Source organism: Ilyomonas limi, from assembly GCF_005233845.1.
Classification (GTDB): Bacteria; Bacteroidota; Bacteroidia; order Chitinophagales; family Chitinophagaceae; genus Ilyomonas; species Ilyomonas limi.
In genome coordinates this window covers 120,980-133,597 of the sequence record NZ_SZQL01000002.1, presented here as the reverse complement: position 1 = coordinate 133,597, position 12,618 = coordinate 120,980, and the positions used below count along the sequence as shown (strand labels likewise).

General features: G+C 41.6%; 10 protein-coding genes. 5 read left to right on the top strand and 5 right to left on the bottom strand.

Annotated features, from left to right (window positions below; genetic code table 11):
- Nucleotides 1-36 precede the first annotated feature (36 nt).
- Entirely contained in the window at nucleotides 37-954 is a 918-nt protein-coding gene (locus FC093_RS03920; protein WP_137260451.1) for a glycosyltransferase family 2 protein, read from the top strand.
- A gap of 8 nt (nucleotides 955-962) precedes the next feature.
- Nucleotides 963-1,532 (top strand): L-threonylcarbamoyladenylate synthase, encoded by a 570-nt coding sequence (locus FC093_RS03915; RefSeq protein ID WP_137260450.1) that lies wholly within the window; start codon nucleotides 963-965, stop codon nucleotides 1,530-1,532.
- Between the two features lie 261 nt (nucleotides 1,533-1,793).
- On the opposite strand, the gene FC093_RS03910 is transcribed toward FC093_RS03915, so the two are convergent.
- On the bottom strand, nucleotides 1,794-2,954 hold the full coding sequence (locus FC093_RS03910; protein ID WP_137260449.1) for a serine hydrolase domain-containing protein: 1,161 nt from the start codon (nucleotides 2,952-2,954) through the stop codon (nucleotides 1,794-1,796).
- 239 nt (nucleotides 2,955-3,193) lie between these two features.
- Here FC093_RS03910 and FC093_RS03905 point away from each other — a divergent pair, with 239 nt between their 5' ends.
- From FC093_RS03905 to FC093_RS03895, 3 genes are all read left to right on the top strand, one after another.
- Nucleotides 3,194-3,781, top strand: coding sequence for an RNA polymerase sigma factor (locus FC093_RS03905; RefSeq protein WP_137260448.1), 588 nt, complete (start codon nucleotides 3,194-3,196; stop codon nucleotides 3,779-3,781).
- A 6-nt stretch (nucleotides 3,782-3,787) separates the two neighbouring features.
- Nucleotides 3,788-5,251, top strand: coding sequence for a porin family protein (locus FC093_RS03900; RefSeq protein WP_137260447.1), 1,464 nt, complete (start codon nucleotides 3,788-3,790; stop codon nucleotides 5,249-5,251).
- 88 nt (nucleotides 5,252-5,339) lie between these two features.
- A complete protein-coding gene (locus FC093_RS03895; RefSeq protein WP_137260446.1) occupies nucleotides 5,340-6,749 on the top strand; it encodes an MATE family efflux transporter in 1,410 nt (469 codons plus the stop codon).
- A 327-nt stretch (nucleotides 6,750-7,076) separates the two neighbouring features.
- On the opposite strand, the gene FC093_RS03890 is transcribed toward FC093_RS03895, so the two are convergent.
- The 4 genes from FC093_RS03890 to FC093_RS03875 all read right to left on the bottom strand — a co-directional run bounded on the left by FC093_RS03890 (nucleotide 7,077) and on the right by FC093_RS03875 (nucleotide 12,601).
- Nucleotides 7,077-7,454 (bottom strand): hypothetical protein, encoded by a 378-nt coding sequence (locus FC093_RS03890; RefSeq protein ID WP_137260445.1) that lies wholly within the window; start codon nucleotides 7,452-7,454, stop codon nucleotides 7,077-7,079.
- Nucleotides 7,455-7,467: 13 nt separating this feature from the next.
- Nucleotides 7,468-8,202 carry a hypothetical protein gene (locus FC093_RS03885; protein ID WP_137260444.1) on the bottom strand — a complete coding sequence of 245 codons (735 nt, stop codon included), beginning with the start codon at nucleotides 8,200-8,202 and terminating at the stop codon, nucleotides 7,468-7,470.
- Nucleotides 8,203-8,257: 55 nt separating this feature from the next.
- The gene (locus FC093_RS03880; RefSeq protein WP_137260443.1) at nucleotides 8,258-8,803 is read right to left on the bottom strand and encodes an RNA polymerase sigma factor; all 546 of its coding nucleotides are present in this window, start codon (nucleotides 8,801-8,803) and stop codon (nucleotides 8,258-8,260) included.
- Between the two features lie 357 nt (nucleotides 8,804-9,160).
- Nucleotides 9,161-12,601, bottom strand: a complete 3,441-nt coding sequence (locus FC093_RS03875) for a TolB-like translocation protein (protein ID WP_137260442.1) — start codon at nucleotides 12,599-12,601, stop codon at nucleotides 9,161-9,163.
- Between the last annotated feature and the right edge of the window lie 17 nt (nucleotides 12,602-12,618).

The window sequence follows — 12,618 nt, the reverse complement described above, 5'->3', positions numbered from 1 at the left end:
TAAAGAAGCACTTATTTTGCAGCTATTCATTTGCAAATGTACAATACTTCATCGCCGGTTATTTATACAATTATTGTTACCTACAATGGTGCGCAGTGGATACGAAAATGTTTATCGGCACTGGCGCATAGCTCTGTACACGAGTTTACGATTGTAGTAGATAATGCTTCTGAAGATGATACGGTAAAGATTATAAAAACGGAATTTCCATATATCGAATTAATACAAAATAAAACCAACCTCGGCTTTGGCGCTGCCAATAATATAGCTATAGAAATTGCGCTCCGGCGAGAGGCACACTTTGTGCTACTACTTAACCAGGATGTATATGTTTACCAAGACAGCATTGAGCAATTGCTGAGTGTAATACAACAGTATAAGGAATATGGTATTGTAAGTCCGGTACAGCAAAGCGGTAATGGCAAAATGCTGGATAACAGTTTTAAAAAATACCTTGAACGTCTATGTACGGGCGATGAAGTAAAAGCAATTGAAAAAAAAATATATGCCGGTAAAAAGATAATACCGGTGCGGTTTGTAAATGCGGCGGCATGGCTGATGCACGCAGAAGTGGTGCGAAAAGTGGGTTATTTTCATCCGCTTTTTTTTCATTATGGAGAAGATAACAATTACAGCTCACGCGTGCAGTACCATGGTTTTAAGGTCGGCATTTGCCCGGGTAGTTATGTGATACACGATAGAAATCAACAGGCAGATAAACAAAGGGAGTTGCTACGCAAAATTAAAACCATTGTACGTTATACCGCAACGGATATTCGTAAAAGCTTTGCTGCTGCTTATTTGCAGGCTTTATGGAAGTATTTCTCTTTGCGGCGGAAAGCGGCTGCTTACCGCAGCAATTACATACGCGATGCACTGAAAGATGAATGGCTGTTTTTGAATAATATTGCTGATATCCGGCATTACCGGAAACAGATGAAATTACCCTTATAAACTAAGTTATGTCAGTATTTGAGAACGATATAGAGCAATGTCTTACTGTACTTAAAAGCGGCGGTACTATTTTGTATCCTACCGATACCATTTGGGGTATTGGTTGCGATGCTACAGACGCTAATGCAGTTGAGAAAATTGTTGGTTTAAAACAACGCCCCGATTATAAAAGTTTTGTGGTGTTGGTGGCTGATGAAAAAGAAGTACTGCAATATGCCGCCTCGCCCGACCTTGCCGTGTTTGATTACCTGCAGCAGGCAACAAAGCCCACTACTGTTATTTACGAGCATGCGCTTGGGCTTGCAGATAATGTGATAGCTGCCGATGGCTCGATAGCTATACGTATTTGTAAAGATGAGTTTTGCAGGCATTTGATCAAGCGTTTGCACAAGCCGCTGGTAAGTACATCGGCAAATATTTCGGGTGATGCCTCACCGGCAAATTTCTCTGAAATAAGTGTGGACATTATTAATGGAGTAGATTATGTAGTGCAGTATCGCCGCGATGAAGCAGCATTGTGCGCACCATCATCCATCATCAAATGGCAATACGGACAGCCGTATATCATTCGTCCGTAACACAGGTTTGTAATTACTTATACTGTGATAAGCTTTGAGCAAAATACATCCTATGTTATGCTCTTAAAAATAGTATTACTTGCTTTTATTTTAAACAAAGAAACACCTTTTTAGCTGTGGAGTTGGGGAAGAACACAGCGCCGCACATAGATAAAAAACAAACAGTTCCGAACCTTTATGAAGTTTGGGAACCGTTTATAAATCAGACAATTCCTATAATTTTTTCAATGGCCCAACAATCACCTCCAAATCTCCGCCTGCTTATTCCAGTTCGGCGGTATCCTTGTGCCCGGTAAAGATAACGCCCATGTCTTTGGATTGATAAATAGCACGGTTTAACTTATTGCCTAAAACAATAATGGTAGCGGTATCCTGCATAAATCTTGTAAATACGGTGTTGCTGCCATGCCATTTCCCATTGTGATACACCAGCGTGTCGCCATTATTAAAATATAAATGCCAGCCAAGTCCGTAGTTGTGCATAGACTTTCGTTCGTTGCTGCGTGGCAGAAAGGCGGAGTCTAAAGCTGTTTTAGTTACAAAAGTGTGCTGATACAAGGCTTTATCCCATTGCAGCAAGTCACGTACGGTGCTGTACACATTTTTATCGCCGTATGTGCAATCTAAATGGTCCATGGGATAAGGGCGGCTGCCTGCATAAGTAGGAACATAACTAAGCGTATCCTGTATGGAAAAGACAAACGTATTGTTCATACCCAAGGGGGTAAATACACTGTCTTTCATAAATTGCGGAAAAGGCTGGTGCGTTACTTTTTCTATTATCAGCGCCAGCAATACAAAATTGGTGTTGCAATAGTGATATACGCGATTGGGCGGAGCGTCGGCTTTGGGCTGGTGCGCAATCATGAAGTTTAACACATCTTCGTTGGTAGCTTTTTTCTTTTTATCCCAAACCGAATCCATGAAGTACAGGTAATTGGGCAGCCCGCTCCGGTGGTCGAGCAACATGCGGATATTGATGCCATGATAAGGAAACTGCGGAAAATATTGTTGCAGCGAATCGTTAAGCGACAGTCTGCCTTGTTCCCATAGTTTTAGCACTTCCATGCCGGTAAATGTTTTGGATATAGAAGCTAAATGAAACGGCGTATTGGATGTAACTGGCGTAAGCTTTTTGAAGTCGGCAACACCACGGTAATCTTCAAACACTATCTGTCCGTTCTTTGCTAACAGTATGGCACCATTAAAACCGGTTTTCCCCAGGTGCGAATCGTAATAATCTTTAGTTGCCTGTGCATAGTAATGTTCTTCTGCAGGTGCCAGTTTTCTAAAGTGAAAATCACCGGCCGAGGTCAGCCTTTTACGGTGATTAAGTTCGTTCGTTTTTTCAGCCTGAGAAGTGCAGCTAACGGTAGCTACAGCGATATTGAAAAAGAGAAAAAAATATAAAAAGCCTTTCATAAGAGATGGGCAAATGTAAGGTGAAACACAAAAGGCAAAAATTGTATTAGGAAAGTTGTAACAATAAGTTCACCAATGTTGTTTAAGGTGTATTCCACATGCCCGATTTACATTTTTCTTGATACTTATTGTTTTTGTTTTATTGTTTATTCTTTCTGCTATAAAAAATTATTCGTAACCAATGCAGCAATATGTTGTTAAACTTGTCTAATTTTATGTGGTAAATAATTTGCCTACGAATGAATATTGATGCACTGATTTTGGGTTGCATACAAAACGACCCTGCTGCACAACGTGAGCTATACAACAGGTTCAGCCCCAAAATGCTGCCCGTATGCTACCGCTTTGCACAAAGCAGGGAAGATGCCGAAGATATGTTGCAGGAGGGCTTTATCAAGGTATTTATGCAAATACATACTTTTGAAAACAAAGGTGCATTTGAAGGCTGGGTAAGACGCATTATTGTACACACTTGCATTAATCTTTTAAAGAAGAACAAACGCTTTAATGAAAGCCTTGATCTGGAGCATGCCAGCGCCCTGCATGTAAAAGAAGAAACCCTGCCTTCTATTATGCAGGCAAAACAGGTAGTAGAATGTATAAGACTACTGCCAATTGGTTATCGCACTGTATTAAATCTGTATGCTATAGAAGGATACAGCCACAAAGAAATAGCAGAAATGCTGGATATAGAAGAGAGCACCAGCCGTAGCCAATATACGCGGTCGAGAAACATGCTTGAAGCTATACTGATTAAGAAAAGAATTATTGAGAAGCCCAATATGGATGCTGGTTTTATTGCATCCCTTGGCGCCACTACAAACTGAACTGAGATGAGGACCCCATTGTACAATGATGAACTGGAAGATTTTCTGCGGAAGCAGGCAGATGACCATCGGATGTATCCATCGGATAAACTGTGGCGAAACATACAGCTTACGCTACATGGCGAAACCCGGTGGCCGGCACTCACTTACATTTCTATTTTCATTATCGCCTCGCTTGTGGCAAGTACACTGCTGATGAAGCCGGAAGAACGCATGAAAAAAAATGTAGCTGTTTATACTACTGCCTCAACTATTGCTAATACCGAAACTGCACTCGCCAACCGTACCAATGCTGCCGAAAATTCGCCTGTACAACACGCTTATACCGATAAAATAACACAAAATACCATTGAGGCTGTAAATGATAAAGTGAATAAAGAACAGCTTAGCATTATCAGCAAACACGGTATAGAAAATTACGCAGGTAAAGGTGATGTCGCTTTAATTCAGGCTAAAGCGGCTATAAACCCTGCCAGTATAGCGACTGCCGTTGTAAAAGCACCGGCATTAACGGCTCTGGAAATTGCAGCAGCCAGAAACAGCAACGAGGAAGTTGCAACTGTTCCTAATGCAGGTAAGCCGGCCTCTATGTATTTCAGCACCTTAGGCTTGATGAATTTTCCAGGGTTAAAATCTGGTAGCCTGATGCAATATTCGTTGGCAAATATTGATAATGAAGAAATATGGAGAAGCTACCCGCTGCTGAATGCCAATGATATTATTCTTAAAAAGCTCTCTAAATTCAATTTCCAGTTTTACATTACTCCTTCTGTTAGCTACCGCCAGCTTACCGATGCAAAAGGTAAGGCAGCAAGAGCTTATACCGCTATACCTTTATCTGCCAATTACAAAATTGACATCAATAATATAGTAAAGCATACACCTTCTATTGGTGCTGAAGTGGGTTTTGCATTGGGCTACCAGTTGAATAACCGTTTTACGGTAAAATCGGGTTTGCAGTTTAATGTAAGGCAATATAATATAGCAGCGTATCCGGCTGCCTGGCCGCCTGCACCCAACGATATTCAGGAAGGCAGCAGTGCAACTACAGATGCGCTTGCTACATCGGCACATTATACACAAAACAATGCAGATCCTATTGTATTGCGCAACCGGTATTATGAGATAGCTGCACCAATAGGAATGGATTACAAAGTGTTTGCCGGCACAAACGGTACAGTTACCATCAATGTAGCTGCTACGGTACAGCCTACATATACTTTTGATAAAGAGCCCTTTGTTATTACCACCGATTATAAAAACTATGCCGATGGCTCACTGCTGATGCGCAACTGGAATATCAACTCCAGTGTAGAAGCCTACATTAGTTATAAACTGGGTGCATTTCGCTGGCAAATCGGCCCGCAGTTTCGCTATCAGCACTTGCCTACTTATGGCGGCGGCTATCCTATTCGCGAACATTTGCTGGATTATGGTATAAAGCTGGGCTTCACCAAATCGTTACGTTAGTTCGTGTTGTAATTTAATTATCTTTTGCATCAGCCTGCAATCTTGCTGCTGAAATACACCATTCATCCAAAAAATAATCAACCGGTACATGCCGGTTGGTGTACTATTAACTGCTACCATTAGTTTTGTGCGCATGAGCAGCATGGCAGCCTCGTTACAATTACAGGTTTCTACCAGTTACCGGCATATCCTTAAATTAGCTATGCCTATAGCTGCTTCTATGCTGGTGCCGCAGCTCAACTTTATTACCAACAATATTTTCATCGGGCATTTTTTACCAACCGAATACCTGGGCATTGCGGCTATTACCGGCGTGTATTATTTAATATTCTCCTGCATTGGCCTCGGGTTAAACAATGGTTTGCAGGCGCTTATCGCAAGGCGTGCCGGCGAAAACCGGATTGCAGCTATTGGCAGTTTGTTTCAAAATGGGGTACTGATTTCTCTTGTAATAAGTGCCGTTAATATTATTATTACTTATACTGTTGCACCGGTTGTATTACGTTATGTACTACACAATCCCGACCATGCTCAAAAAGCACTGAGCTTTCTGTATATCCGTATGTGGGGCTTGCCTTTTTTGTATTTATATCAAATGCGCAATGCACTGCTGGTAGGCACCAATAACAGCCGTTTTTTGGTAATTGGCACCTTAGCCGAAACAGTTGCGAATGTTTTTTTCGATTACAGCCTGATAACCGGCGCTTTCCTGCTTCCTAAGATGGGCTTTAATGGTGCAGCGCTTGCTTCTATCATTGCAGAGTTTACAGGTTTGGCAGTAATATATGCACTAATGAAAAACCGCGGCATCAGCCGACAGTTGCACCTATTTACAGGACTGCATATCAACAAGCAGGAAATAAAACTCGTCCTTACGCAATCGGCGCCACTCGCTCTGCAATTTGCTATCAGCCTTACAAGCTGGGAGTTTTTTTATATTCTTATTGAGCGCAACCATACCGTTACCGATCTGGCTATATCCAACAGTATGCGCAATGTATTTGGGCTTTTTGGGTGTTTCGGATGGTCGTTTGCCGCAGCGGGCAACGCCATGGTGAGCAATGTGATAGGGCAAGGGCGGCAAGAGGAAGTACTGCCTTTGATAAGAAGAATTGTAAAGCTTGGCGTACTGGTAGCTTTAACAGTTTGTACCATTTTGAATATGATACCACACTTATTTTTTTCTATTTACGGGCAAAGTGAAAGCTTTATTGAAGGCGCTATACCAGTTATGCACGTAGTTTCAGCAGCACTGGTCATGCAGCCTGTAGCTGCCGTTTGGCTGAATGCTGTGGTAGGTACTGGCAATAGCCGGATAAATTTATATACCGAAATGCTGGCTATCACATTGTACTGCATTTATGTATGGCTTGTATTTGAGGTACTGCATTTATCTATTGTGGTGGGCTGGATGAGCGAGTGGCTATACTGGATTTCTATTTTTACCCCTTCATTTTTATATATGCGTAGCGGCAGGTGGAAAAACAAGAAAATATAAGGCTGCCGGAAAGTACAGGGCATTAAACTGCGCTATTAAAGGTAATAATGCTGGATTCAGACAAACTATAAAAGCTGCAAGCTGTAAACTATAAGCTTGGAACTTTGAATTAAGCATACATTCACGCTACTTAATTGAAAATGGTATTATACCATTTATGTACATAATAAAGATAACGGAAATAAAAATTGTGAGACACCTTACAAATGAGGCCCGCCCTAAAAAGAGCTGGCCGTTGCTAACCTATGAAAAACACCAAGTTTATATTATAAATAATAATCTTCTATTTTTTGGAGACCACCAGTAATAGTTTTAGAAAAATTACTCCTATTGATCATCTTTACGCCGGTTCTTTAGTTCGTTCTTAAGCAGTGCAATAAATTTTGCCTCTGCTGTATAAGCTTTATTTACCCGCTCGTCTGAGCCTAACACATCTTTAAATTCCGGCTTGTACTTTTTACGAATATTCACCAATTTTTCCTGAAATGCTACAATATCGTTGGGGCTTTGCTGTTGCGCTTTCTTTACCTCGCTAAAATAACGGTTGTAAATAGGCCAAAACTTTTGAGCTTCTGCGGGGGTTAAATTGAGCTGATTAGTTATATACGCAATCTTTACAGTATTTATATCGTCCTTTCCCTTCTGCGCATTACAAAAGTAAGCAGTGCTAATACACAAAAATAATATTAATAAAATTTTCCTCATATTTAATCGAGATTTAAATGCCTTTAATGTCTTTTTCACCCGGTTGCTGATTTTCCTGTAAATATTCCTGAATATCGGAGTCGCTTACATCCTGTAACAATTGTTCTGTAAGGCTGCCGGCGTTTATTTTACTATCGTCATAAACTGGCAGTACTATATCCATATTTGCCGGCGATTCCTTAAGATAGCTGGCAATTGCATTATCGCTTACCGAAGATAAGGACGGAATGTATTTTGTTATAGTAACAGCAGTATCATTTATTGCAGTATCATTTTTAAGCAAGAACATTCCACTTATTGCTATTACGCCCACAATCACTGCTGCTGCTGCGTACCGCGCCCAATGGGTCGTTGGCCGCATAGCCACTACTTTTGTTTTTTCTGCTGTTGCCGGTACGTTTACTTTAAAGTTAGCAAAATAATCTGCCGGTACGGTATAAACGTTTTCTTTTTTTATCCCTGCCACTAAAGGCGAGAGCTCGGTTAATTCGCTGGTTACTTCGTTATTTGCCTCAACAATAGTACCATTGCTTTTTATTTTGTTTAGTATAGTGCCCGCAAGTCCGTCAAAATAGTCGGGAGCAGGTGGGGTAAGCGGCAATTGTGTAAAGGGCAACTGTATTTTGCTCATTACTTCACCGGCAACATCTTCAAAATAATTATCCGGAACACGATAGCAGTTTTCGTTGCCAATATTGGCAAGCGAAGCCGCTATTTCCTTCAACTCATCTCTTATTTCGTTCCTCATAATGTAATTAAAAATTTACTATCAACAAATTACGACTTATAGTCTGTTTTATAGTTTAACGATTTTTGATAAACTCCTCTATTTTTTTTACTGCATGATGGTAGCTTGCTTTTAATGCGCCTTCGCTGGTTTCCAGCACCCGGCTCATTTCTTCGTAAGGCATCTCATCATAATAGCGAAGGTTAAATACCGCGCGTTGCTTTTCAGGCAGTTGCTGAATAGCCAGTTGCAGCTTCCATTCTAATTTATTTGCATCAAAGCCGGTGTCAGCTTTCACTTTGTTGGATAAACCGCTTTCCACATCACTCAGGCTTACTGCCGACCTGCGCTTTTGCTGCTGCAAAAAAGTAAGCGATTCGTTGGTAGCTATGCGGTACAGCCAGGTATATAACTGGCTGTCTTCTCTAAAGTTGTCCAGTGCATTCCATACTTTGATGAACATATTTTGCAGCACATCATTCGCATCGTCATGGTCCACTACCATGCGCCGTATGTGCCAGTATAGTTTTTCCTGGTACTTTTTTATAATAGCTGTAAACGCCTTTTCCTTTGTTGCCGCTTGCCTGAATTGTTGCAAGAGTTCCTGATCATCTAAATGCATGCAGGGGAATTTTTAATACTGAAAAATTAAAAAACCCATCTATTCGATAGGCTTCAGTAACCAATGTTTAATTTATATCTTTTTTTAAGCTGTAAATGCAGTGATTTTGTCGCCCTGTTAACACAATCCGGCACCGGCAGGTGAGCAATAAGTGTGTTTTTAGCATTTATTTTCCGGCTTTAGCAAAACAACAAAATCATTCCTTTTTTCTACTATGAATTTCAATAAAATATATCCATATGGCTCACTATTACAATAGATATACAAATCAAGAAAGAGCTGCAATATATAACTAACTTGCCAGAATAAAAAAGGAGGTTGCTGTTGCAGCAACCTCCCCGCTCAAAAATATAGTTCTTAAAAGTCAAGTCCTAATGAGAAATAATACACCGGCTCTCTAAACAAGCCGCGCATCGGATAGCCTACATCAAATTTTAAGAAGTAGCCGAGCAAGGTGCTGCGTGCACCAAAGCCGTAGCCCCCTGCCAAAGGTCCTAAACCGCCGGCTTTCAGTCTTACTTGTATAGGGTTATTATTGGCATTCAGATCGGTGTTCGGGTCGGGCGAATACACCCTTGTAGGACGTTTGATATTGGTAAAACTACCTTCCCAGGCTGTGCCTAAATCAATGAACTGAATCAGTTGAAAATTACGGATAAAGGCATTATTAATAGGTTTGTTGAATAAGGTGGTAAATACCGGCAACCGCAGTTCGCTGTTAAGCACAATATTGTTGTTGCCATTGGCAATATTTTGCTTAAAGCCACGCATATTTACCGCCAGCGTTTGATATGCATAGTGATAATTGCTCTTTGGTGGATTATCGCCATAATATTTGGGGATCACCCATCCGTCCATGCCACCGAGGTAGTAAATCATTTTGGCTTCCCCCAACGAAAAATCGGCAGCAGCACGGGTAGCCCATATAAAGTTGCGATAAATACGTACATAATTACGGGCATCTACTCCTACATTCAAAATATGTTTTCCTTTTAACGAAGACTGCCCCATTGGCACCTGGAAGTCAGCATAAATTTTCCAGCGCAAGCCGTTCCAGATATTCTGGGCGGGATTAATGGTATTGTCGTACACATATTCGAGGCGTGTAATCAGTGTTTTAGCAACAGAATCTTTTAACCCGAAGGCATTCGCATCCGGAGTTTGGTTATATAAGTCGTATGGACGTATTACTCCTTTGTCGGTGCGCAAGCCGGCTATTAGCCGGATGCTTCTTACTTCATCAAACGGAAAGGAAGCATTAGCCTGATAAAGATTAGTAATTACATTATTTCCATAAGTAGCCTTGCTGCCTGGAGCTGAATTGAAATAAGACCCGTAAAAACCCTCATAATCATGAATATTACTGCGGTAATACGTAATGCCCCAGTCTATGCGCTTGCGCAGGTTTTGCAAAGACAGAAATACATCTTTATCGGCAATGCTGGTACCAAAACGGAAGCCACCTATCAGTTTAATGTCTTCCATTATATCACTTACGCCCACGCGGAAAGTCCAGCTTACATCGTTGCCATTATTTAAACGTACCGGCAGGTTGCCACCGGTATAAGGCTGGTAACGGTTGATAAGCACATTGTTTGTAAAACCTGCCAATACATAATCGGCACTAAACTTCAAGCCATAATTAAACAGTCCCGCTGTTGCCAGTACACCTGGCTTGGATGCCGGTGCTGTGGGCTCTTGCAGCGATTGTAATGTTGAATCTTTGTTATTTGCCGGTTCGTTTTCAAACTCAGTTTGAAACCCGCTGTTTTTATCTGCCGGCTGCTGTGCTGTGGTATCCTGAACGGTAACCGTGGCAGGTTGCCCAAGCCTTTCCTGCTGCAATATTTTCTTCATGTAATCGGTAGGGCGTGCATTTACATTGCGGCGGCGGAGTGCAACAGAATCCACTCTCAGTTTGTATAAAAATTTATAGTCACCTTCCCGGCGTACTTCGCTCACCTGTCCGTTGTTGCCGGCAGTACGGGTTTCGAGTAAACTGCTTTGATAGTTGGTAATGGGGAAAGTGTAAGTCGAATCTTTATACGTTTGGAAATAACTTACACTATCCGGCTGATCTTTTTGCCAGGCCTGTAAGGTAGAGTCCAATTCCTGCGGTTCGGGGTTGCGGAGCACTTCATCGCCAATGTACAGCAGCGTATCTAACCCGGTTCTTTGGGTAGAAAAGAAGCCTGCCCAGCGATTGCCAATACCGTTTTCATCGCTCACAAAAGTAAAGTGGTTGGTGTTGTATTGCGATGGATACATAGCGTTGCCATGCTTTACATCGGTCAACTGACTTATTTGCTTTATATCGTTGGTGTTATTTAGATCAATTAAGAAAATATTGAAAGGGTATCTGCTGGGTAAAGCTGTATCGCTGCCGGGGGCATTTGGACCAGGACGGTTTGATGCGAATATAATGCCCGAGCGGTTGGGGAAAGCAACAATAGATGGGTTAATGTCATCATATACGTCATTGGTCAGTTGCTTTGTTCTGCCATTATCTATTTTAAAAGTAAATAAATCACTATGCCCGTTTTTTACTGCACTTAGCAGCAGCGTGTTGGCATCAAACATAAAGCCTGCATCCAGTATCTGGCTGAAGCCTTCGATAGTTTGTTTAAAGCGTTTGATGCCGGCAATCGCATCGTACACAAACATGTTTATTTTGCCGTCTTTCCAATACATTACCAGTAGGCGCGTGCCTTTGCCATCCCACGCCAGAATTGGATAGTTGGGGTTTATGTCGCCTTGCTGTGTTTTTACACCATATTTCAGCAGTATGTGATTTTCGTACAGGTTATCTACATATTTTACCTGGTACACACCCTTGGTAAATTCCACCACCGCATACGAGTTGTTTTTAGCATTAGGATTGCCCACAAAACGGTAATAATCATGATCTTTTGATACCTCTTCCACTACGCTCAGCTTGCCTTTAGGCGCATTACGGCGTTTGCGGATATCCTGGTAATATTTATTGGATTCATATTCCATAAAATCGGCCAGTACATCTTTAAATTTCTTTTTGGCAATGCGCTGCGAAGCAGTATTCAGATTTTTGTATAAACGAGCCAAGTATAAAAAGTAAGTAACGTTCTCCTTTTTATACTTTTCACCTATATAATACCAAAATGCATGACCCGCCAGCAGCGGCTGTTCGAAGGCAAACTGGTAAAAATTGCGGTAAGTGCCACTCAGCATCGCACTTTTCAGTTGATCGTCCAATGCAGTGCTCCAGTTTTCGGCTGTGTATGCCACATAACCATCGGTAAGCCATTTGGGCAGGTCGAGCAAGGCCGCATTGCTTGCCACTTCGCCAATATCATCCCCAAACAGAATATTATCGGTGAGTATGCGGGCAATGCCTTCGCGCACCTGCTCTTTCAGGTGGTCGTGGTTGCCATCGTAGTATAGTACTACTTTGTTATTTACCAGCTTGGTCAGCCCGCCGGCATTTTGCCAGTCTATGCCCAGTCCAATGTTGCTGGTTTTATAGTCATCATACGAATTATAAACAATCAGGTTGGCACGGCGTTGCAGCGAGTACTCCGTAGCTTCTTCAATACTTCTTAGTTCGTCTTCGGCTACCTGTGCTACAAACTTGCCCAACTCCAAACCATCTTGGTTGAAATAAGTATTGAAGTTTTGTGTTTGATAAAATTTCCATTTGAATTTTTTATACTGGATACGGTTTTTTCCGTAGTCCACGGTATTCACCTGCGATGAAGCCAGAAAAGGCAGGCAAGCAGTTAGAAAAATAAAAACGCCAATCAATAAGCGATTAACTTGCATATCCGGTCATTATAGTG

Coding starts and splice junctions, on each gene's coding strand:
- FC093_RS03920 (WP_137260451.1), top strand. CDS start 37: ATGTACAATACTTCATCGCCGGTTATTTATACAATTATTGTTACCTAC.
- FC093_RS03915 (WP_137260450.1), top strand. CDS start 963: ATGTCAGTATTTGAGAACGATATAGAGCAATGTCTTACTGTACTTAAA.
- FC093_RS03910 (WP_137260449.1), bottom strand. CDS start 2,954: ATGAAAGGCTTTTTATATTTTTTTCTCTTTTTCAATATCGCTGTAGCT.
- FC093_RS03905 (WP_137260448.1), top strand. CDS start 3,194: ATGAATATTGATGCACTGATTTTGGGTTGCATACAAAACGACCCTGCT.
- FC093_RS03900 (WP_137260447.1), top strand. CDS start 3,788: ATGAGGACCCCATTGTACAATGATGAACTGGAAGATTTTCTGCGGAAG.
- FC093_RS03895 (WP_137260446.1), top strand. CDS start 5,340: ATGCCGGTTGGTGTACTATTAACTGCTACCATTAGTTTTGTGCGCATG.
- FC093_RS03890 (WP_137260445.1), bottom strand. CDS start 7,454: ATGAGGAAAATTTTATTAATATTATTTTTGTGTATTAGCACTGCTTAC.
- FC093_RS03885 (WP_137260444.1), bottom strand. CDS start 8,202: ATGAGGAACGAAATAAGAGATGAGTTGAAGGAAATAGCGGCTTCGCTT.
- FC093_RS03880 (WP_137260443.1), bottom strand. CDS start 8,803: ATGCATTTAGATGATCAGGAACTCTTGCAACAATTCAGGCAAGCGGCA.
- FC093_RS03875 (WP_137260442.1), bottom strand. CDS start 12,601: ATGCAAGTTAATCGCTTATTGATTGGCGTTTTTATTTTTCTAACTGCT.